22 protein-coding genes and 1 tRNA gene are annotated in these 21,282 nt (G+C 63.4%); 10 read left to right on the forward strand and 13 right to left on the reverse strand.

All coding sequences use genetic code 11. The features are described 5' to 3' along the window. Positions 1 to 984 (reverse strand): lipoyl synthase, encoded by a 984-nt coding sequence (gene lipA, locus ACN9MX_RS04335; RefSeq protein ID WP_363754247.1) that lies wholly within the window; start codon positions 982 to 984, stop codon positions 1 to 3. 20 nt (positions 985 to 1,004) lie between these two features. Here lipA and ACN9MX_RS04340 point away from each other — a divergent pair, with 20 nt between their 5' ends. The 3 genes from ACN9MX_RS04340 to ACN9MX_RS04350 are packed head-to-tail and all read left to right on the forward strand — an operon-like array spanning position 1,005 to position 2,667. Next, positions 1,005 to 1,655: a carbonic anhydrase gene (locus ACN9MX_RS04340; protein ID WP_363734815.1), complete on the forward strand. Its 651-nt coding sequence runs from the start codon at positions 1,005 to 1,007 to the stop codon at positions 1,653 to 1,655. Beyond that, positions 1,655 to 2,386, forward strand: a complete 732-nt coding sequence (locus ACN9MX_RS04345; protein WP_363734814.1) for an NYN domain-containing protein — start codon at positions 1,655 to 1,657, stop codon at positions 2,384 to 2,386. Before ACN9MX_RS04340 ends, ACN9MX_RS04345 begins: the two co-directional genes overlap by 1 nt. Next, complete coding sequence (locus tag ACN9MX_RS04350) at positions 2,386 to 2,667, forward strand: acylphosphatase (protein ID WP_426387240.1); 282 nt, start codon at positions 2,386 to 2,388, stop codon at positions 2,665 to 2,667. Before ACN9MX_RS04345 ends, ACN9MX_RS04350 begins: the two co-directional genes overlap by 1 nt. 203 nt (positions 2,668 to 2,870) lie before the next feature. Here ACN9MX_RS04350 and ahcY read toward each other — a convergent pair whose 3' ends face one another. Beyond that, on the reverse strand, positions 2,871 to 4,280 hold the full coding sequence (gene ahcY, locus ACN9MX_RS04355) for an adenosylhomocysteinase (RefSeq protein ID WP_363734812.1): 1,410 nt from the start codon (positions 4,278 to 4,280) through the stop codon (positions 2,871 to 2,873). Positions 4,281 to 4,657: 377 nt separating this feature from the next. Continuing rightward, on the reverse strand, positions 4,658 to 5,218 hold the full coding sequence (locus ACN9MX_RS04360) for a YqgE/AlgH family protein (RefSeq protein WP_363734811.1): 561 nt from the start codon (positions 5,216 to 5,218) through the stop codon (positions 4,658 to 4,660). Positions 5,219 to 5,363: 145 nt separating this feature from the next. Between ACN9MX_RS04360 and ACN9MX_RS04365 the strand changes: the two genes are divergently transcribed. Continuing rightward, positions 5,364 to 5,846, forward strand: a complete 483-nt coding sequence (locus ACN9MX_RS04365) for a peroxiredoxin (RefSeq protein WP_133652018.1) — start codon at positions 5,364 to 5,366, stop codon at positions 5,844 to 5,846. 72 nt (positions 5,847 to 5,918) lie between these two features. Then, on the forward strand, positions 5,919 to 7,373 hold the full coding sequence (locus ACN9MX_RS04370; RefSeq protein WP_426387241.1) for an AMP nucleosidase: 1,455 nt from the start codon (positions 5,919 to 5,921) through the stop codon (positions 7,371 to 7,373). Between the two features lie 17 nt (positions 7,374 to 7,390). Here ACN9MX_RS04370 and ACN9MX_RS04375 read toward each other — a convergent pair whose 3' ends face one another. From ACN9MX_RS04375 to ACN9MX_RS04395, 5 genes are all read right to left on the reverse strand, one after another. Further along, positions 7,391 to 8,152: an alpha/beta fold hydrolase gene (locus ACN9MX_RS04375; RefSeq protein ID WP_363825730.1), complete on the reverse strand. Its 762-nt coding sequence runs from the start codon at positions 8,150 to 8,152 to the stop codon at positions 7,391 to 7,393. Positions 8,153 to 8,156: 4 nt separating this feature from the next. Continuing rightward, on the reverse strand, positions 8,157 to 8,858 hold the full coding sequence (locus ACN9MX_RS04380; protein WP_426387242.1) for a DUF2238 domain-containing protein: 702 nt from the start codon (positions 8,856 to 8,858) through the stop codon (positions 8,157 to 8,159). An 8-nt stretch (positions 8,859 to 8,866) separates the two neighbouring features. Then, positions 8,867 to 9,892 (reverse strand): aspartate-semialdehyde dehydrogenase, encoded by a 1,026-nt coding sequence (locus ACN9MX_RS04385; protein ID WP_133652022.1) that lies wholly within the window; start codon positions 9,890 to 9,892, stop codon positions 8,867 to 8,869. A gap of 162 nt (positions 9,893 to 10,054) precedes the next feature. Then, positions 10,055 to 12,292, reverse strand: a complete 2,238-nt coding sequence (locus ACN9MX_RS04390; RefSeq protein ID WP_426387243.1) for an alpha/beta fold hydrolase — start codon at positions 12,290 to 12,292, stop codon at positions 10,055 to 10,057. 129 nt (positions 12,293 to 12,421) lie between these two features. After that, a tRNA-Val gene (locus ACN9MX_RS04395) sits at positions 12,422 to 12,496 on the reverse strand. Positions 12,497 to 12,630: 134 nt separating this feature from the next. Between ACN9MX_RS04395 and ACN9MX_RS04400 the strand changes: the two genes are divergently transcribed. Beyond that, positions 12,631 to 12,759, forward strand: a complete 129-nt coding sequence (locus ACN9MX_RS04400) for an entericidin A/B family lipoprotein (RefSeq protein WP_007685859.1) — start codon at positions 12,631 to 12,633, stop codon at positions 12,757 to 12,759. A gap of 35 nt (positions 12,760 to 12,794) precedes the next feature. On the opposite strand, the gene ACN9MX_RS04405 is transcribed toward ACN9MX_RS04400, so the two are convergent. Further along, entirely contained in the window at positions 12,795 to 12,983 is a 189-nt protein-coding gene (locus ACN9MX_RS04405) for a hypothetical protein (RefSeq protein WP_363734806.1), read from the reverse strand. Positions 12,984 to 13,154: 171 nt separating this feature from the next. Here ACN9MX_RS04405 and hslV point away from each other — a divergent pair, with 171 nt between their 5' ends. Both hslV and hslU read left to right on the forward strand, forming a co-directional pair. Further along, positions 13,155 to 13,733, forward strand: coding sequence for an ATP-dependent protease subunit HslV (hslV, locus tag ACN9MX_RS04410; RefSeq protein ID WP_414714615.1), 579 nt, complete (start codon positions 13,155 to 13,157; stop codon positions 13,731 to 13,733). A gap of 120 nt (positions 13,734 to 13,853) precedes the next feature. Then, positions 13,854 to 15,155, forward strand: coding sequence for an ATP-dependent protease ATPase subunit HslU (gene hslU, locus ACN9MX_RS04415; RefSeq protein ID WP_363735382.1), 1,302 nt, complete (start codon positions 13,854 to 13,856; stop codon positions 15,153 to 15,155). Between the two features lie 96 nt (positions 15,156 to 15,251). On the opposite strand, the gene proS is transcribed toward hslU, so the two are convergent. The 3 genes from proS to phaR form a co-directional block, all read right to left on the reverse strand. Next, positions 15,252 to 16,778 carry a proline--tRNA ligase gene (proS, locus tag ACN9MX_RS04420; protein WP_426387470.1) on the reverse strand — a complete coding sequence of 509 codons (1,527 nt, stop codon included), beginning with the start codon at positions 16,776 to 16,778 and terminating at the stop codon, positions 15,252 to 15,254. Positions 16,779 to 16,901: 123 nt separating this feature from the next. Next, positions 16,902 to 17,243 (reverse strand): hypothetical protein, encoded by a 342-nt coding sequence (locus ACN9MX_RS04425; RefSeq protein WP_363734803.1) that lies wholly within the window; start codon positions 17,241 to 17,243, stop codon positions 16,902 to 16,904. A gap of 4 nt (positions 17,244 to 17,247) precedes the next feature. Then, positions 17,248 to 17,835, reverse strand: a complete 588-nt coding sequence (gene phaR, locus ACN9MX_RS04430) for a polyhydroxyalkanoate synthesis repressor PhaR (RefSeq protein ID WP_363734802.1) — start codon at positions 17,833 to 17,835, stop codon at positions 17,248 to 17,250. Between phaR and ACN9MX_RS04435 the strand changes: the two genes are divergently transcribed. Together ACN9MX_RS04435 and ACN9MX_RS04440 are read left to right on the forward strand one after the other, a co-directional pair. Beyond that, on the forward strand, positions 17,834 to 18,922 hold the full coding sequence (locus tag ACN9MX_RS04435; RefSeq protein ID WP_426387244.1) for an alpha/beta hydrolase: 1,089 nt from the start codon (positions 17,834 to 17,836) through the stop codon (positions 18,920 to 18,922). The genes phaR and ACN9MX_RS04435 overlap by 2 nt on opposite strands. A gap of 50 nt (positions 18,923 to 18,972) precedes the next feature. Then, positions 18,973 to 20,148 carry an acetyl-CoA C-acetyltransferase gene (locus ACN9MX_RS04440; RefSeq protein WP_426387245.1) on the forward strand — a complete coding sequence of 392 codons (1,176 nt, stop codon included), beginning with the start codon at positions 18,973 to 18,975 and terminating at the stop codon, positions 20,146 to 20,148. A 61-nt stretch (positions 20,149 to 20,209) separates the two neighbouring features. Here ACN9MX_RS04440 and alr read toward each other — a convergent pair whose 3' ends face one another. After that, positions 20,210 to 21,256, reverse strand: coding sequence for an alanine racemase (gene alr, locus ACN9MX_RS04445; RefSeq protein WP_426387471.1), 1,047 nt, complete (start codon positions 21,254 to 21,256; stop codon positions 20,210 to 20,212). Positions 21,257 to 21,282: the final 26 nt, after the last annotated feature.

Below are 21,282 nucleotides of genomic sequence, written 5' to 3' on the forward strand. Positions count from 1 at the left end.
TTATCGGGCTGCCTTCGCCAGTTGAGCCTCTCTGGCCGCGCGCATCTCGGCAAAATCCTTGCCCGCATGATAGCTGGATCGCGTAAGCGGGCTGGATGCCACCTGCAGGAAGCCCTTGGCCCGCGCAATCGCCGCATAGGCGTTGAACGCCGCGGGGGTGACGAACTCCATCACCTTGGCATGCTTGGGCGTGGGCTGAAGATACTGACCCATGGTGAGGAAATCGATATCGGCCGATCGCATGTCGTCCATCACCTGGTGGACTTCCAGCCGTTCCTCCCCCAGCCCCAGCATGATGCCGGATTTGGTGAAGATTGACGGATCGAGCTTCTTCACCGTCTCCAGCAACCGCAAGGACGCATAATAGCGCGCGCCGGGCCGGATGGTGGGGTACAAACGCGGCACCGTCTCCAGATTATGGTTGTAGACGTCGGGCCGCGCAGCCACGATCATCTCGACCGCGCGTTCATGCTTGTTGCGGAAATCAGGGGTAAGGATTTCGATGGTCGTGTCCGGCGTCGTGCGGCGCAACGCCTCGATCACCTTCACGAACTGCGACGCGCCGCCATCGGGCAGGTCGTCGCGATCGACGGAGGTGATGACGATGTGCTCCAGCCCCATTTCCGCGCAGGCGTCGGCCAGGTTCTGCGGCTCGTTGGGATCCACCTTGCGCGGCATGCCAGTCTTGACGTTGCAGAAGGCGCAGGCCCGCGTGCACACATCGCCCAGGATCATCACGGTCGCATGCTTCTTGGTCCAGCATTCCCCGATGTTCGGGCAGGCTGCTTCCTCGCACACCGTCGCAAGTCCCTTTTCCCGCATCAGCTTGCGCGTCTCGTTATAGCCGGGGCTGGTTGGCGCCTTGACGCGAATCCAGTCGGGCTTGCGGGTGCGTTCGGGCCGCGCGGCGGGCGCGGGGATCGGGACGATATCGGTCATGCGCCCCAGATAGCGATGCGAGAGCGCTCTTGCCAGCCCCATCATTGTTCGGCACAGACCGGCGCATGACCGATTTTGCTGACATGCTCGCCGGCTATCGCCGTTTCCGGAATACGGGCTGGACGATGCAGCGGGGACGATGGGACGAACTCAACGAAGGGCAAAGCCCGCGCGTCATGGTGATCGCCTGTTCCGACAGCCGAGTCGATCCCGCGCAGATATTCGACACCAGCCCTGGCGAGATTTTCGTGGTGCGCAACGTGGCTGCGCTGGTCCCGCCCTTCGAAACCAACCCCGGCCGCCACGGCGTGTCCGCGGCGCTGGAATTCGCCGTTCAGGTGCTGAAGGTCGGAGAGATCGTCGTCATGGGCCATGGCAAATGCGGCGGTTGCAAGGCGGCTCTCAGCCATTCGCTGAAAGATGCGCCCCCCGGCGAGGGCGGCTTCATCCACAATTGGATCGAACTGCTCGACGAAGCGCGGGAGAAGGTGGTGGAACGCTTCGGCGATGACCGCAGCCGCGACGCGGAACGGGCCATGGAACAGGAAGGCGTCAAGGTCAGCCTGGCCAACCTGCGCAGCTTTCCCTGCGTCCGCGCCAAGGAACGGACCGGCGAGATCAGGCTGGTCGGTGCCTTCTTCGCGATTGCCGACGGCCAGCTTCACCTGCTGGACGAAGCGAGCGGACAGTTCAGCCCGGCGGCGCTGGAAGGCTGATGGTCGCATCGATCCCCAGCGGCAATATCGCCCTGCTGATCGATGCAGACAATGTCTCTGCCGATCATTTCGATCCGGTGCTGACCGTTCTGGCGGAACTGGGCACGGTCAACATAAGGCGCGCATACGGCAACTGGAGCAAGCCCGCGCTGAAGGGTTGGGCGCGGCAGGCCGTGACGCAGGCGATCGAAACGCAGCAGCAGTTCGACCTGACCAGGGGCAAGAATGCGACGGACATGAAGATGACGATCGACGCCATGGATCTCATGGCGTCGGGTCGCGTCACGGGCTTCGGCCTGATGTCGAGCGACAGCGATTTCACGCCGCTGGTCACGCGCATCCGGCAGGAAGGCCTGCCGGTCTACGGCTTCGGCACTGACAAGACGCCGCAGGCGTTCCGCAGCGCCTGCACCCGCTTCATCGATGTCGGCGCGCTTACCAGCACAAGAGAGACGCCCGTTGAGCTGGAATCGATGGAGGAACCCGCCTCCCCCGACGCCACCGAGGTCGCGCCCGATCTCGTCAAGCTGCTGATCGACGCCTATAACGCCGTCAAACGCGACGATCAGGGTTTTGCCCGCCTCAGCGAAGTCGGCCAGCTTGCGGGCAACCGCTCCAGCTTCGACACCCGCAACTATGGGTTCAAGCGGCTGTCCGACCTCGTCCGCTCGATCAAGAATTTCAAGGTCGAAAGCCGCGACGGCCAGACCTGGATCAAGCGGGTGCATTGATGGGAACTGTCGCCCGGCACCTGACGATCCATGGAAAGGTGCAGGGCGTATTCTACCGCGGTTGGGCGGTAGAGGCCGCCCGTCGACTCGGCCTTGCGGGATGGGTCCGCAATCGTATCGACGGCAGCGTCGAGGCGCTGGTCGAAGGGCAGGATGATGCGGTCGAGCGGTTCATTGCCCTGGCCGGCCAAGGTCCGCCGGCGGCCCGTGTCGCGCGGATAGATGCGACCGAAGTGGCGGCGGAAGGACATCTGAAATTCGAGCAACATCCAACCGCTTGAGCGATCTGCATCAGGCGGAGTGCCGCTGATCCACAAACCGAAGGACGACAGCGGTACGACAGAACGGCATTTTTCGTCCCCTTCGTCGCTGTACTGAGGCCGAGACCGCTCGCAAAAAAAGGGGAGGTCAACGCCTCCCCTTCCCGTCCCCGCAAAGCACTTTCGAACTGGCCGAAAACGGCCAAGTTGAAAAATGCTCTGGATCAGTAGCGGTAATGATCCGGCTTGAACGGACCTTCCTGCGTCACGCCGATATAGGCGGCCTGCTTGGGCGTCAGCTTCGACAGCTTCACGCCCAGCTTCTCCAGGTGAAGCGCTGCGACCTTCTCGTCCAGATGCTTGGGCAGCACATAGACTTCGTTCTTATATTCGCCCGACTTGGTCCAAAGCTCGATCTGCGCCAGCACCTGGTTGGTGAAGGACGAGGACATGACAAAGCTCGGATGGCCGGTGGCGCAGCCAAGGTTCACCAGTCGACCCTTGGCCAGGACGATGATCTTCTTCCCGTCGGCAAACTCCACCTCGTCGACCTGCGGCTTGATCTCGGTCCACTTCATGTTGTTGAGGCCCGCGATCTGGATCTCGCTGTCGAAATGGCCGATGTTGCAGACGATCGCCATGTTCTTCATCGCGCGCATGTGATCGACGGTGATGACGTCCTCATTGCCGGTCGCGGTGACGAAAATATCCGCGCGGCTGGCCGCCTCTTCCATCGTGACGACTTCATAGCCCTCCATCGCCGCCTGCAATGCGCAGATCGGATCGATTTCGGTGACCAGCACGCGCGCGCCGCCGTTGCGGAGCGAAGCGGCGGAACCCTTGCCCACGTCACCGAAACCGGCGACCACGGCAACCTTGCCGGCCAGCATGACGTCGGTGGCGCGGCGGATCGCGTCGACCAGCGATTCCTTGCAACCATAGAGATTGTCGAACTTCGACTTGGTGACGCTGTCGTTGACGTTGATCGCCGGGAAAGGCAGCTTGCCCTTCTTCGCCAGCTCATAAAGGCGGTGGACGCCCGTGGTGGTCTCTTCCGACACGCCCTTGATGGCCTTGACCGTCTCCGTCAGATAACCCGGACGCTCCGCCAGGAACCGCTTCAGCGTGGCGACGAAAATTTCCTCTTCTTCGTTGCCGGGGGTGAACAGCTCTTCCCCGGCCTCGACGCGGGCGCCCCACAGCGCGAACATGGTGGCGTCCCCGCCATCGTCCAGGATCATGTTGCAGACCGTGTCACCCCAATCGAAGATGCGGATGACATAGTCCCAATATTCCTCCAGCGTCTCGCCCTTCACGGCGAACACCGGGATGCCCCGCGCCGCGATGGCGGCGGCGGCATGATCCTGGGTGGAGAAGATGTTGCACGATGCCCAGCGGATTTCAGCGCCCAGTTCCGCCAGCGTCTCGATCAGCACGGCGGTCTGGATCGTCATGTGCAGCGACCCCGTGATGCGCGCGCCCTTCAGCGGCTTGGCGGCGCCGAATTCGGCGCGCAGGGCCATCAGGCCCGGCATTTCGGTTTCCGCGATTTCGATTTCCTTGCGGCCGAAAGCGGCAAGGCTGATGTCGCGGATCACATAATCCTGCGCCTGGGTGGCGGGTGCGGTGGCCACGAGCCTGTCTCCATATCGTTAAGATTGAGGCCGCCGCCCGAATGAACGAACGGCGGCGATGGGCTGGGCTTTACCAATCGCCGCCGTCCATGGCAACTCAATATAAAGTTTTCTTTATGTCTATTCCGCCGGGCCGCGCAACGCGACCTTCACCGGCTCCTGAGACGAAGAATCCTCTGCCGCCAATGCGGTGGTGATGTCCCAAGGCATGTCCGACCGATGCGGGCCGATCGTAGCGGCAGAGGGCAAGGCTGCACCCGTCCTTGACGGACCATCAACGACGAAGCTTAGCTGAATTTCACCACAAAGGGTTCAGCTACGATGGAGAAACAAGCCATCGCAGCCCTCATGCTGACGGCTGCGATCCGACCTGCGGGTCAGGCCGATCCCGCACCGCTGACCAGATGGGAGGCGTCGACTCCGGCAGAGGCATAGGCGGCGGACCATTTCCGAGCCGCAGGGACGTCGAACAGAAGCTCGGCGGTGCAGTTGGTCGGGAACCAGCTTTCGCCGTTCATTTCCTCGTCCAGTTGTCCCGCGCCCCAGCCAGCATAGCCCAGGGCGACCAGATAGCGACTCGGCCCCTTCCCTTCCGCAATCGCCTTCAGGATTTCGAGCGAACCGGACAGGCCCCATCCCTCGCCCACGGCCACCATGTCATGCCCACCCCAGTCGAGCGAATGCAGGACGAAGCCGCGCCGGGGTTCCACCGGCCCACCGCGCAGCACGGGCACATCCGGGACATTGCGCGGCTCGATGTCAAAGCTCTCCAACAGGTCATGCAGGCTGACGCCGTCAATCTCGTCGCTGACGGCAATGCCCAGCGATCCGCCCTCGTCATGCACGCACATGGCGATGACGGAATGATCGAACCGCATGTCCTCCATCCCCGGCAGGGCGAGCAGGAATTGACCGGCATAGGAGCGTGTTGGGGTCATCCGTCAAATATACGCGCCTTGCCGCCTTTGCCAATGGCGAGCCATCGCTTGGAAGGGGCAGTGCGCCATATTCCGCGCAACCCCTTGACAGACCGGCCTCCAAGCCCAACGTGCCGCCGACCCAAACAAGGCCAGGAGGCAGACGATGACCATTTCGAAGGGCGAACGCGTCCCCAGCACCACTTTCGTCAAGATGACCGAAAACGGCCCCGAGCAGGTCGCTTCGGACGATTTCTTCGCCGGCCGCACCGTCGCGCTTTTTTCCGTGCCGGGAGCCTTCACGCCCACCTGTTCCGCGCGGCATCTGCCCGGCTTCGTAGAGAAGGCGGAAGAACTGAAGGGCAAGGGCGTCGATGAGATCGCCTGCACCGCCGTCAACGACGCTTTCGTCATGGGCGCCTGGGGCAAGTCCGCCAACGCCGATGGCAAGGTGACGATGCTGGCGGACGGCAATGCGGATTTCGCACAGGCAGTCGGCCTTACCATGGACGGCAGCAAGTTCGGCATGGGCACGCGCGGTCAGCGTTTCTCCATGATCGTCAAGGACGGCGTCGTCGCGGAACTGAATGTCGAGGCGCCGGGCGATTACAAGGTGTCGTCGGCCGAATATATGCTCGATCAGATCTGAATCTTGCAGGATGCGCGCCTCTGATCGGGCGCGCATCTTTCTTCGGTCACATTAGTGCGTTACCAAGGTTCGATGACAAAAAGCATCGGCAGTGCGATCGTCGCTGAGCTCGACGAAATCTATCGGAATTCCATCGAAAATCTCCGCCAGGCCATGCGTGCCTACGCCAGCGACGGCAGCGTTCCGGTTCCCGAAGCCCGGACGGATGGACGTTTCTGCTATCCGGAATTGCGGATCACCCATCATGGCGAGTCGGACGCGCCGCCCCCCGGCCGTTCCTTCGCGCGGCTGTCCAGGCCTGGCCGCTATGTGACGACCGTCACCCGTCCCGCCATGTTCGGCGATTATCTGGCCGAACAGATCGACCTTCTCGTCCGCGATTATGGCGTGACGGTCGAAACGGGGATCAGCGAGCAGCAGATTCCCTTTCCCTATGTCCTGGACGGCCTGGACATGAGCGCGCTGGATGGCACGCCGCCGACCGAACTCGCGCGCCACTTCCCGGCCACCGAACTGGCGGAAATCGGGGATGAGATCGCCGACGGCCTGTTCATGCAGGACAGCGCGGGCGAAAGGCCGCTTGCCCTGTTCGATGGACTGCGCACGGATTTCTCGCTGGCGCGGCTCAAACATTATACCGGCACGCCGGCGGAGCATGTGCAGCGCTACATCCTGTTCACCAACTATCATCGCTATGTGGACGAATTCGTGGCCTGGGCCTGTGCCGAATTGCAGCGGGAGGGAAACCGCTACACCGCGCTGTCCGGGGCAGGCGGAGTCTATGTGACGCCGGAAACCGCCGATCCCGCCCGGATGATCGCGGACAGCGCATGGCGCCGGCACCAGATGCCCGCCTATCACCTGATCGCGCCCGATCGCAGCGGGATCACGCTGGTCAATATCGGCGTCGGCCCTTCCAATGCAAAGACCATCTGCGATCATCTGGCCGTGGTGCGCCCGGAAGCCTGGCTGATGATCGGCCATTGCGGCGGCCTGCGCCCCAGCCAGCGGATCGGCGACTATGTGCTGGCGCACGCCTATCTGCGCGATGATCATGTGCTGGATGAGATGCTGCCGCCGGAAATCCCTGTTCCCGCCATTGCGGAGGTCCAGGTGGCGCTGGCGAAGGCGGCCGAAGCCGTGCTGGGCGGTGACAACCGGGAGGATTTCAAGCGTCGCCTGCGCACGGGCACGGTCGTCACGACCGACGACCGCAACTGGGAACTGCGCTACTCCAGTTCGGCGCTGCGCTTCAGCCTGTCGCGTGCGGTCGGCATAGACATGGAGTCGGCGACGATCGCCGCGCAGGGCTATCGGTTTCGGGTGCCTTATGGAACGCTGCTCTGCGTTTCGGACAAGCCGATCCATGGCGAACTGAAATTGCCGGGGCAGGCCAACCGCTTCTATGAGGAAGCCATTGCGGGCCATTTGCGGGTGGGCCTGATGACCTGCGAACTGCTGCGGCAGGAGGGGCCGAAGCTGCACAGCCGCAAGCTGCGCGCCTTCAACGAGCCGCCCTTTCGGTAAGCACCGGCTCCTGCGCTTCAGGCCGTCAGGAAATCCACCATCGCCTGCCCCAGTTCCTTCCGGGTCACCGCATTCATGTGGTTCCCCGGAACCTCGACATAGCGCCCGTTGGGCAGCAGTTTCGCCAGTTCCTGCGCGACGCCATTGTCCCGGTCGTCGGCCCCGCAAATCACCTCGACGGGCTGCTGGAACCCGGCGATGACCTCCCTCGGCGTATCGACGAAGGTGTTGAGGATGTTCAGCATCGCGACCGGATCGCCCTTGGTGGTCTTGAGGAAGGCCTCCGTCATCCATTCCGACGTGCCGCGCTCAAAGCTACCCAGATTGGTCAGGACGTTGCGATAATAGCCGCCATTGTCCAGCGTCTGCACCAGGCCACGCAGCCCCATGCCGGCCAGGATCACCTTGCGCGGCGTCGCGCCCCGCGCCAGCATCCGCACCGTCGTCCGGGCGCCCAGCGAATAGCCGCCCAGATCATAGTCGGTCAGCCCGAGCTGCTCGATCAGCGCCAGCCCATCCTCCGTCAATGCGTCCGGCGGATAGGCGACGGGATCATGCGGCTTGCCGCTTTCGCCATGGCCGCGCAGGTCGGGCATGATGAGGCGAAAGCCCGCTTCCACCAGCTTCGCGGCATGGCCATAGCGTATCCAGTTGGTGTAGGCATTGGAGAAATAGCCGTGGATCAGCACCAGGTCACGGCCCGCCCCCACCATGTGCACGGCAAGGGGAAGCCCACCCAGGCCTTTGATTTCCAACTTTTCGACGGGCAGGTCGGACACTGGGCTACTCCTTGGATGAATGCGGGTCCGGGGATGAATGCGGGTCCGGCGATATGGCCTCGCCCCACCCTTGTCGAGTGGCGCAAAGCCAGAGAAGCGCCAACGCGCTGCCGATCTGCGCGGCTGCCATGTCCTTCTGCGGGTCCCATATGTCGCCTTGCTGGCCATTATACCAGTCCGCGGTCTGCCCGGCAGCGAACACGCTCAGCAACCATTCGAAAATCTCGTATACGGCGCTTACCAATCCGACGAAGGCAAAGGCGAAGGCCAGGCTCCAACCCGGCCGCATCGCGCCATGACGCCGCGCCAGCTCCGCGAAAGGCGCGGTCAGCAGGGCGCCGAATGCGAAATGGACCAGCCGGTCATAACCGTTGCGCGCCAGCCCGAACGTGTCTGAAACATCATGCCCGCTGATCGCCCGCGCCCAGGCATCATAGGGCACATAGGAATAGATATAGCGTCCGCCAAGCGTGTGCAGCAGCAGGAACAGCAGGACGCATCCCGCCGACCCGTTCGACAGGGGCCAGCGATGCAGCAGCCATGGCGCGGCAAGAGCCAGCAACATGGTCGGGCCGTGCTGTAGCGGCGCGAGTTCGGGATAGGGCTGGTCGACATTCGCGGCCAGAATGGCCGCGACCAGCATCATGATCATCCGGCGCTGCTGGACTGGAACGGATTTCCAGACCCCCACAGCGCCGGAGATCATCGGGCGCCTCAGCCCTTCTTCAGGTGCCGGCGGCCCAGCAGTTCCGCAATCTGCACCGCGTTGAGCGCGGCGCCCTTGCGCAGATTGTCGCTGACGCACCAGAGGTTCAGACCGTTTTCGATGGTCGAATCCTCGCGCACGCGGCTGATGAAGGTTGCATAGTCGCCCACGCATTCGACAGGGGTGACGTAACCGCCATCCTCGCGCTTGTCGACGAGCATCACGCCGGGCGCCTCGCGCAGGATGTCCTGCGCTTCCTTGGCCGAGATTTCCTTCTCGAACTCGATGTTCAGCGCCTCGCTATGGCCGACGAACACGGGCACGCGCACGCAGGTCGCCGTGACCTTCACCTTGGGATCAAGGATCTTCTTCGTCTCCGCGACCATCTTCCATTCTTCCTTGGTCGAACCATCGTCCAGGAAGACGTCGATGTGCGGGATCACGTTGAAGGCGATCTGCTTGGTGAACTTCTTCGGCTCGGCCGGATCGCCCACGAAGATGTTGCGCGACTGTTCGAACAGTTCGTCCATGCCCGCCTTGCCCGCGCCGGAAACCGACTGGTAGGTGGCGACGACCACGCGCTTGATCGTCGCGGCGTCATGCAGGGGCTTCAATGCCACGACCATCTGCGCGGTCGAGCAGTTCGGGTTCGCGATGATGTTCTTACGCTTATAGCCGTCGATCGCATCCGGATTCACCTCGGGCACGATCAGCGGCACGTCCGGGTCCATGCGGTAGAGCGACGAATTGTCGATCACCACGCATCCTGCGGCCGCCGCCTTGGGCGCATATTCGGCCGTCGGGCCGGAACCCGCGGCGAACAGGGCGATATCCCAGCCGGTGAAATCGAAATGCTCGATATTCTTGCATTTGAGCGTCTTGCCGGTGTCACCGAAATCAATTTCGGCGCCCTGCGACCGGGGCGAGGCTACCGCCGCGATCTCGTCAATCGGGAACTCGCGCTCGGCGAGAATGGTCAGCATCTCGCGGCCCACATTTCCGGTGGCTCCCACGACGACGACCTTGTAACCCATGACTTGACACTCCACTCGATGCTTGCATTGCGGAGTGCGCGCCATAGCGGCATTGCACCATTTGTCCAGTGACAAGCCGTTTATTGCGTCAAAGCCGGGCTTCTTGGCACTACGCATCCTGTTGAGGTTCCGTGCTCCTGCAAAGGCAGGAACAGGAAACAGTTATTCGCCAGGCGTTTCCGGCCCCACCCCATGCCGCGCGAGAAAATTCTCGATCGTCCGCCACAGATGGACGCTGATCCCCGGCCCGCCCACACGATGTGTCTGGCCCGGATAGACCATCATCTCGAACGGCACGGCCGCCCCCTGCATCCTGGCCATCAAGGCGGTCGAATTGTCGAACACCACATTATCGTCCGACATGCCGTGGATCAGCAATAGTGGATCGCTGATCTTGACCGCCTCCTCGACCGCGCCGGAGCCGGGATAGGCGCTGGGCTTCTCCTGCGGCTGGCCGAGATAGCGCTCGGTATAATGGGTGTCGTACAACTCCCATTTCGTGACCGGCGCGCCCGCCACCGCCGCCGAGAAGACCCCCGGCGCCTTTTCCAGCAGCTTGAGCGACATATAGCCGCCATAGGACCAGCCATAGGTCGCGATCCGCCTGGGATCGACATAGGGCTGGCTCTTGAGCCAGTTCACGCCCGCAAGCTGGTCCTCCACCTCGACCGTTCCCATGGCGTGGTAGATCTGGTCCTCGAACGCCTTGCCGCGGTCGGGCGTGCCGCGATTGTCCAGAACGAAGACGATCCAGCCCTGGTCCACCAGATATTGGTAGATGGGCGAACCCCAGGAATTGGTGACCTGCCGCCCGGTGCCAGGCCCGCCATAATGCAGCATGAAGACCGGATAGCGCTTTCCGGCCTCCAGGGGCGGCGTCATGATCCGGGTGTAGAGCGTCGATCCGTCCGCAGCCCTGATGGTCCCGAATTTCGTCTTCACATGGCTGGCAAGATAGGGCGCATAGGGATGGTCGCCCTTGATCGCATTTTCCGACAGCCATTGCAGCCGCTTGCCTGAATTATCGGCGAGATAGACCTGGCGCGGTTGATCGGTATTGCTTCGGGAAACCACGATCCGGCTGGCCGCGCCATCCATCACGGCGTCGTTCCACCACCCGGCCGAGGTCAATTGCCGCAACGGCCCAGCCTTGGCGATCGGCGCGGCATAAAGCTGCTGTTCCAGCGGCGTCTCTCTGTTGCCGGTGAAATAGACGGTGCCCCCGCCCCCCTTCGCGCCCTCATCCACGCTCACCACGTCGCGCACCTCCCAGTTGCCGCTGGTGAGCGCCGTCCACTGGCTGCCCCGCACATGGTAGAGATGCCCGTGGCCGGTCTTTTCCGACCACCACAGGAAGCTGCCGTCCCGCAGCGGCGTGAAATTATTGCTGAGGTTGATCCAGCTCTTCGCCCTTTCGGTCAGGATCACCCGCGCCTTTCCCGTCGCCGGATCGACCGCCAGCAGGTCCAGCGTCTTCTGGTCCCTGCTCTCGCGCTGGACGTAAAGCGTCTTGCCGTCCTTCGACCAATCGACGCGGGCGAGATAAATGTCCTTTTCCGCGCCGAGATCGACCTTCACCGGCGTGCCGCCCTCCGGCTTCATCACATAGAGGTCGACCAATGCATTGGGCGTTCCGGCTGCCGGATAGCGCTGCTCATATACTTTGGTGCCCTCGCCGCCGATGGCGGTACGGGTGACCACGCCGACGGGCCCTTCATCCACGCGCGTGACCGCGATCAACCTGTCGTCCGGCGACCACCAATAGCCTGTGCGCCGGTCCATTTCCTCCTGCGCGACAAACTCGGCCACGCCCCAGCTTACCGTGCCTCTGGCACCCTGCGTCAACTGCCTTTCCGTCCCGCCCATCGGCTGGACGAAGAAATCGCCGCCACGCACGAAGGAGACATAGCCGCCCTTTGGACTGACCACCGCGTTCAACTCGCCATCCGGCGTGTCGGTGAGCCGGGTCACCTTCCCGTCCAGCGCCGCCAGATAGAGGTCCCCGTCGACCGGCACGAGGATGGACTTGCCGTCCGGCGACCAGTCATAGCTGACGATGCCGGTACTGCCCGCAACGGAGCGATCCCGCTCCCGCTGCATCTTCTCCGCCTCCGAAAGCTCCGCGCCGCTGCCGGTCTTCCTGGAATCGACCAGCATCCACTCCGCACCCGTGGAGCTGTCCACCGCCCAGAGATCAAGCCGCTCCTTTTCATCGGGCCGGGGTTTCAACAGCGTCACCAGCCTGCCGTCAGGGGACAGCTTCAGCGCTCTGGGCTGTGGACCGGACAGGTCGGGACTGGCAAACACCCGCTCCAGCGTCAGCTTTTCCTGCGCCTGGGCGGATATCACGGAGAGCAGCAGCACGCCGACAGCCGCACCGCATTTCAGATATGGCGACATTTTCATCCCTTGCTTGAGCCGCGACGAAGCAGCAGCACATGGGCGCGAAATTAGCGTCAAGCGGATGAAAAGATCAATGTTGGGAAATAATATTTCCTGGAAAAACCATGACCGCGCCCAGGCAGGTCATGGTGGGCGCGACAGGGATTGAACCTGTGACCCCACCCGTGTGAAGGGTGTGCTCTACCGCTGAGCTACGCGCCCCCTTTCAAGGAGGAGGCGGCCATTGGCATCCACCGCGCCGCCTGTCAAGCAGTGCAACAAGCAATTTTCCGAAAATGGACTTATTCGCGCCATCCGCGTTATAGTCGATACGCTTTCAAAAGGAGTGCATGTTCATGCGTCAAACCGTCGCCCTCGTCATTGCCGGGCTGCTTCTTACCTCGCTGGCCGCTTGCAACACCGTCAAGGGTGCGGGTCGCGACATCGAATCCGTCGGTCGCGCCGGGGAAAAAGCCATTAATTGATCGGGCAACCGGCTCGTTTACCGAAGCCGGCCCATTTACTGGAGGATGCGGCTGGCGACGGCCGCATCCTTCTCCAGCCGGACGCCGTCGCATTCCGGCTCACCGCAGTCGCAGGCCGCGATGGTGTAGCGCACGCCGCACATCACCAGCACATCCTGATCGAAGGAATAGTTGGATATTCCCGCCCGCTCGACCTTTTCCTGCGCTCTGGCCCGGAGGGTCATGGTCTTGCCTCTCTGCAACATGGCTGAATGATTGTTGCTGCGTTGCACAATGTCAATTGCGCCAGGTTGGTTCCTGAACGAATTGAAATAAATCTGTCCAGAAAATGACACGATTCAGCGCTTGTGCAGGCGATGCTTGCGCGTCGTCGCCATCGCTCCCATATGCCGGCCATGAACGACCAACGCTCCCAATCCATGCCGGTCTGGCATGGCACGACGATCATGTCGGTACGCAAGAACGGAAAGGTGATCGTGGCCGGCGACGGCCAGGTTTCCATGGGCCAGACGGTGATGAAGCCCAATGCCCGCAAGGTCCGCCGTCTTCACGACGGCTCGGTGATCGGCGGGTTCGCCGGTGCCACGGCGGACGCCTTCACCCTGTTCGAGCGGCTAGAGGCCAAGCTGGAGCGTCACAACGGACAGTTGATGCGCGCCGCCGTCGAACTGGCGAAGGATTGGCGAACCGACAAATATCTCCGCAACCTGGAGGCGATGATGATCGTCGCTGACAAGGACGTGACGCTGATCCTGACGGGCAATGGCGATGTGCTGGAACCGGTGTCCCATCCCAAGGGCACCGTGGCAGCCATCGGTTCGGGCGGCAATTTCGCTCTCGCGGCAGCGCGCGCGCTGGTGGAATATGAGGAAGACGCCGAAACACTTGCGCGCAAGGCGATGCAGGTGGCGGCGGAAATCTGCGTCTACACCAACGACCAGCTTGTGGTCGAAGAACTGGCATCTGCCACATAATGGCGCGCCTCCCGCGGGCAAGACGAGCCTCCAGCCTGTCCCGAACCGCTGCACGCGATTGCTGAGGCAGTCGCCCCCACCCCCGGCCCCTCCCGCATGCGGGAGGGGAGTGAGATGAAGATGAACGACAATCTGACCCCCAAAGCCATTGTTTCCGCCCTCGACGCGCATATCATCGGCCAGGCCGACGCCAAGCGCGCCGTTGCGGTCGCGCTGCGCAACCGTTGGCGGCGCCAGCGCCTTCCCGCCGACCTGCGCGAAGAGGTGACGCCCAAGAACATCCTGATGATCGGGCCCACCGGCTGCGGCAAGACGGAGATCAGCCGGCGCCTCGCCAAGCTCGCCGACGCGCCCTTCGTCAAGGTGGAGGCCACCAAGTTCACCGAAGTGGGCTATGTCGGCCGCGACGTCGAACAGATCGTGCGCGACCTGGTCGAGGAAGCCGTGCGTCTGGAAAAGGATCGCCGTCGCGAAGCGGTGCGCGAAGCCGCGTCCGAAGCCGCCATGTCCCGCCTGCTCGACGCGCTCACCGGCAAGGAAGCGAGCGAGGCCACGCGCCTCTCCTTTCGCCAGCGGATCGAGAACAACCAGATGAACGATGTCGAGGTCGAGGTGGAAGTCGCCGACAGCCCCTCCATGCCCATGGAAATCCCCGGCATGGGCGGCCAGATCGGCATGATCAACCTCAGCGACATGATGTCCAAGGCCTTCGGGCAGCAGCAGAAGAAGCGGCGCAAGCTGCGCGTGGTGGACGCCTGGGACAAGCTGGTCGAGGAGGAGCAGGACAAGCGCCTGGACCAGGACGATGTCGCCCGCGTCGCCATCACCAGCGCGGAGCAGAACGGCATCGTCTTCATCGACGAGATCGACAAGATCGCCGTCAGCGACGTGCGCGGCGGCTCCGTCAGCCGCGAGGGCGTGCAGCGTGATCTGCTCCCGCTGATCGAGGGCACGACGGTCTCGACCAAATATGGTCCGCTCAAGACCGACCATATATTGTTCATCGCCAGCGGCGCCTTCCATGTCGCAAAGCCCAGTGACCTGCTGCCGGAACTGCAGGGCCGCCTACCGATCCGGGTGGAGTTGAAGGGCCTGACCGAGGATGATTTCGTGTCGATCCTGTCCGACACCAAGGCCAGCCTTGTTGCGCAATATCGCGCATTGCTGGCAACCGAAGGCGTCACCATCGACCTGACGCCCGACGGCATCCGCGCCGTGGCGAAAATCGCCGCCGAAGTGAACAGCGAGGTCGAGAATATCGGCGCCCGCCGCCTCCAGACGGTGATGGAAAAACTGCTGGAGGATGTGAGCTTCGACGCGGAGGACCGCCAGGGCGAAACGCTGCTGGTCGACGCCGCCTATGTGGAAAAGCAGTTGCGCGCGATCGCGCGCAACACCGACCTCAGCAAATATGTGCTGTAAGGGCGAACCTGGCCCTTACTGACACCATGTTATTCAGACGCCTCTGTCAATCACGTGAAGTCGGGACCGGTCCCGACTTCACCTACCGATTAAAAGTCAGTAGCTGCGCCCCACCAGCACCCGCTCCACCGCCTTCTCGCCGGTAAACACGCAAACGCCGTCGGCCGCTTCCGCATCAGAGGGAATATTGCGCAGCGTCAGCTTCTCGCCCTTCAACCACTCAACCACCTTGTCGAGCGCAGCCCCGGTCGGCTTGGCCCACTGCACCAGCGCCCAACCCGGCTTCCTGCTCGCCCCGAAATAGGCCTTGAGCCCATCGAGCGACGTCACCGACTTGTCGATATTCCCCAGCAGCCGCGCCTGCGCGTCCGCGAACAGCGCCTGCTGGATCTCCTCGATCATCCCGGCCACACTGCCCAGGAAATCATCCTTGGCCACGACCTGGCTATCGAGCTTCCCATCCTCACGATAGAGCCGATCACGCCGAATGACGGACACATTGCCACCCGCCATGTCACGCCCGCCGACCTCGATCACGATCGGCGTGCCCTTCTTGACCCAGCTCCAGCGCTTGTTCGCGGCCTTGGCGGGCCGCCGGTCCAGCAGCGCGCGCACCGGCTCGCGGAACACATCCTGCTTGTTGAGTTCCGTCACCAGATTGCTGCAATATTCCAGGATCGCCGCATCCTCGTCCGTATCGCGCAGCATGGGCACGACGACGATCTGATAGGGCGCCACCCGCGGTGGCACGCGCAGCCCGTCATCGTCGCCATGCACCATGATCAGCCCGCCGATCATCCGCGTGGAAACGCCCCAGCTTGTCGTCTGCGCCAGTTCCTGCTGCCCCTCGGCATTCTGGAACTTGATGTTCTGCGCCGATGAGAAGGTCGTGCCCAGGAAATGCGACGTTCCCGCCTGCAACGCCTTGCCGTCCTGCATCATCGCCTCGATGGAATAGGTCGCCACGGCACCGGGAAAGCGCTCATTTTCCGGCTTCTCACCCGCGATCACCGGCAAGGCGACGCATTCTTCGGCAAAGCTGCGATAGACTTCCAGCATCTTGAGCGTCTCTTCCATCGCCTCATCGACGGTGGCATGCGCCGTATGCCCCTCCTGCCAGAGGAATTCGGCGGTGCGCAGGAACATGCGGGTGCGCATTTCCCAGCGGACGACATTGGCCCATTGGTTGATCAGCACCGGCAAATCGCGCCAGCTCTGCACCCAGCGGGAAAATGCCGCGCCGATCACCGTCTCCGAAGTCGGGCGAACCACCAGCGGCTCCTCCAGCCTGGCTTCGGGGTCCGGGATCATCTTCCCGTCCTTCTGGATCAGCCGGTGATGCGTGACGACCGCCATTTCCTTGGCAAAGCCGTCGACATGCTCCGCCTCCTTCTCGAAATAGGACAGCGGGATGAACAGCGGGAAATAGCAGTTTTCGTGGCCGGTCGCCTTGATGCGCTCGTCCAGCAGCTTCTGCATCCGTTCCCATATGCCATAACCCCATGGCCGGATGACCATGCACCCGCGCACGCCGCTTTCCTCGGCCATGTCGGCTTCGGAAATGACGGCCTGATACCAGGCGGCGAAATCCTGATCGCGGGTAACGGAAAGGGCGTGCTTCACGGGATCGACCTTAAATTCGAGTGGATGGCGCGCCATAGGCGAACCGCGCCGCCCATGTCGACCCCCAGAAGAGCAGGGCGACCCGCAGAAGAGGCGGACGTCAGGCGAGCAAGCAATCCCGGATCAGGCGCCCGCGCCCAATTGTTCCAGCCAGGCCTTCGCTTGTTTGGGTTCGCCGACGGCATCGGCAGCGGGCTTGCCCCGAGCCGCCAGAAATTCCCGGTGCAGTGCGAAGACGTCGAGGCTCAATTGGCTGCGAAGCCGATCGATGTCGTCGGCCAGCTCTTCCAGGCGATCGATCGCCGGCTGGGCATTTGCCCGCGCCCAGCGATCGTCATTATGGCCGAACAAGCCCCAGCGGCCGCTTGCCGTCTCGCGGAGCGCCGCGATCAGCGCGTCACGATACTCCGCTTCCATTTCCTCGCGACGGACGTCCAGTCGCTCAAGTCTGTCGGCCTTTGCCAAGATCTCAACTCAGCTTGTCGATCTTCGCATTCAGCGCCGCCAGTTGCGCCTTGAGCTGGGCAATCTCGTCATCCTTGCTCTCATCGGCAGCCGTCGCCGGCGCAGGCGCCGTCATGCCCGGCATTCCGGGCATCCCCGGCATGCCGGTGCCAAAGGCGCTCGCCGCCGCTTCGAACATCTGCATGTTGCGCTTGGCGATCTCGGCCAGCGGGCCTCCTCCGAAGGCGCCCTTCATGGCTTCCTGAAATTGCTGCTGGTTCTTGCGGAACGCGTCCATCGACGCTTCCAGATATTGCGGCACCATGGACTGCATGGAATCGCCGTACATGGCGATCAACTGGCGCAGGAAGTTGACGGGCAGCATGTTCTTGCCCCTCTGCTCCTCCTCCATGATGATCTGCGTCAGGACATTATGCGTGATGTCCTCTCCGGTCTTCGCATCGACGACAACGAACTCGCGCCCCTCACGAGTCATCTGCGACAAAAGATCCAGCGTGATGTAGCTCGACGTTTCTGTGTTATAGAGCCGCCTGTTAGCGTACTTCTTGATAACGACCGGTTCGGATTCGTTCGCGGTCTTAGATTTGGCCATGGATACCTCTCCCACACCTGTATTTTCCGCAATAGCACAAGCGAATGCCGCGCCGCAACATGGACCGCGGCCCTTACCCCTTTTTCTCAATATTTTATGGCGCGAAACGGAGAGCGATGCCGAACTGCGCAAACGGGCTTTCCAGGGCTTGCGGAGATATCAGGAAGCTGACCGCCCTGCCCCGCCCGCTCCGGTCCCCGTCGTCGCCCGCGCGGGCAGCGCCAGGCTGCTTCGATATGGGACGGAAAACGGGCGCCATCCGGTGGTGTTCGTGCCTTCGCTGATCAACCCGCCGCAGGTGCTGGACCTCTCGGCCAGCCGCTCCATGCTGCGCCACATGAGTGCAGCAGGGCATGATGCCTATCTGGTCGACTGGGGCACGCCGGCCGCGGACGATGGCGCGCTGGGCCTCGACCGGCACGTGACGGAGCGCCTGCTGCCGATGCTGGGCAGCCTGCAGCGAACACCGATCATCGTCGGATATTGCCTTGGCGGAAATCTGGCGATCGCGGCGGCGGCATTGCAACCGGCACGGGCGCTGGCGACGATCGCGGCCCCCTGGAATTTCGACGGCTTCCCGGCCGCCGACCTTCAGGAGATCGGGTCGCTCTGGCAAGGCTCCAGGCCGATGTGCGAGCGACTGGGCTATGTACCGATGGAGGTGCTGCAATCCGGCTTCTGGGCGATGGATCCTGGCCGGACGATTCGCAAATATGCCGCCTTCGCCGACATGGCGCCCCATTCTCATGAAGAACAGGCCTTTCTCGCGGTGGAGGACTGGGCCAATGGCGGCCCGCCGCTCAGCTTTGCTGCGGGTCGTGATCTTTTCGAGGGGTTCTACGCTGCGAATGCGAGCGGGCGGGGCGAATGGCATGTCGACGGACTGGCGATCGATCCTGGCCGGCTCTCCTGTCCCACGCTTTCGATCCGTTCCACAACCGACCGCATCGTCCCCGCCGCCGCCGCGCCACAGATGGCAGAGAACATAAGCTTGATGCTTGGCCATGTCGGCATGATCGTGGGCGGCGCGGCCCGGGCATTGCTGTGGGAGCCGCTGTCCCAATGGCTTTCCAGCCATGGCGGATGATGATATGTGCAGCCGCGAAAACATCACCCCCTGGAATTGAGGATCAGACTTTGTCAGACATCGTCATCATCGCTGCCAAGCGTACCGCCGTCGGCAGCTTCATGGGCGCGTTCGGATCGACTCCTGCGCATGAACTGGGCCGCACCGCCATCGTCGCGGCACTTGCACAGGCCGGCGTCGCGCCGGAGGAAGTGGACGAAGTCATCCTGGGCCAGGTGCTGACCGCCGGCCAGGGCCAGAACCCCGCCCGTCAGGCCGCCGTCAACGCCGGCATCCCGGTCGAGCGGACCGCCATCGGCCTCAACCAGCTCTGCGGTTCGGGCCTGCGCGCCGTTGCCCTGGCGGCACAGGCGATCCGGGCGGGCGATGCGCGCATCATGGTCGCGGGCGGCCAGGAAAGCATGTCCCTCGCGCCGCACGCCCAATATCTGCGCGCCGGCGCGAAAATGGGACCGATCTCCTTCATCGACACGATGACGCATGACGGCCTGACCGACGCCTTCAACAATTATCATATGGGCATCACGGCCGAAAACCTGGCCGAAAAATATCAGATCAGCCGCGAAGCGCAGGACGCATTCGCCGTCAGCAGCCAGAACAAGGCGGAGGCCGCCCGCGCATCGGGCCGCTTCCAGGATGAGATTGCCGCCGTGACCGTCAAGGGACGCAAGGGCGACACCATCGTCGACGCCGACGAATATATTCGCGCCGGCGCCACGTTGGATGCGATGCAGGCCCTGCGTCCCGCATTCAAGAAGGACGGCACCGTCACCGCCGCCAATGCCAGCGGCATCAACGACGGCGCCGCCGCCCTCGTGCTGATGAGCGCCGACGAAGCGTCCCGGCGCAACGCGCAGGTTCTGGCGCGCATCGCCGGTTTCGCGACCTGCGGCGTCGATCCCTCGATCATGGGCATCGGCCCGGCCCCGGCAAGTCGTCAGGCGCTGGCCAAGGCTGGCTGGTCGCTCGCGGATCTCGACCTCATCGAAGCCAACGAAGCCTTCGCCGCGCAGGCGCTGGCCGTCGGCCAGGAACTGGGCTGGGATGCTGAAAAGGTCAATGTAAACGGCGGGGCGATCGCCATCGGCCATCCGATCGGCGCGTCCGGCGCCCGCGTTCTCACCACCCTGCTCTACGAGATGCAGAAGCGCGACGCGAAGAAGGGCCTTGCGACCCTCTGCATCGGCGGCGGCATGGGCGTCGCCATGTGCGTCGAACGGCCCTGAGCCAGTGATGGAATAATGGCTGGGCCGCCGATCCCCTTGCGGATCGGCGGCCCTTTTCATGTCAGCGCCAGATCCGATCGAAGCGCGCGCCAAGACCGGTCAGCAACTCATATTGCGACAAGCCGGAAACCGCCGCCGCCTCCACCAGCGCATAATCGACGCCCAGCCAATCCCCCTCCGCAATGTCGGGCAACGTGGACACGTCGACAGCGGTCAAGTCCATCGACACCCGCCCCACCACCGGCAGGCTTTTGTCGCCCACGGCCATGGAACCCCGCCCGGAAAATCCGCGCAGATATCCGTCCGCATAGCCCAGGTTCACCACCGCGATCTCCATCTCCGCCGCTGCCCGATGGGTCGCATTATAGCCGATCGTATCGCCAGCCCGGACGCGGCGGCGTTGCAGCACCTGGGCCTCGGGAAAGACCACCTGCCTGATATGTCCGGCGGCCTCCTCTCGCGGCACTCCGCCATAGAGCGCTATTCCCGGCCGCGTCATATCAAAGGCATAGGCCGCGCCGAGGCAGATCCCCGCGCTGTTCGCCAGGCTGTAGCGCGCCGCCCTCACCTGGCTCCGCAGCGCTGAAAACCGTTCGAGCTGGTCCTGGCTGAGCGGCGTATCCTCGTCGGCGGAGGCCAGATGGCTGTGCAGCGTCACAATGTCCATCCGCGCAACTAGCGCTGACACATCACCCCGCCAATCCAGCCCCAGCCGGTTCATGCCCGTGTCGACCATGACGTCGCACGGCCCGCCGCCCGCCGCTCTCCATCGGGCAATCTGCCCTTCCGTGCACAGCACCGGCCTGGCGCGGGAGGCCAGCGCAACGGTCATGTCCTCCTCCCGCACGCCATGCAGCACGGAAAGCGACACGCCCTCGCCGACCAACGGCTCCAGCACGGCCGCCTCGGCCCAGTTGGATACGAAGAAATCCCGGCACCCCGCTTCCAGAAGGCGCCGCATGACCGCCGTGCTGCCCAGCCCATATCCATTGGCCTTGATCGCGGCCCCGCATGCCGCTGCGCCGCCCAGCCGCTTCAACCAGCGCCAATTGGCAAGCAGGGCGTCGCCATCCAGGCGCAGGCGCAGCGGTGCGGAAAAATCAGCCATCGCCTGTCCGATAGCGCTGCGCGACG

Origin of the sequence: Sphingobium sp. R-21 (assembly GCF_049913335.1) — a bacterium.
Classification (GTDB): domain Bacteria; phylum Pseudomonadota; class Alphaproteobacteria; order Sphingomonadales; family Sphingomonadaceae; genus Sphingobium.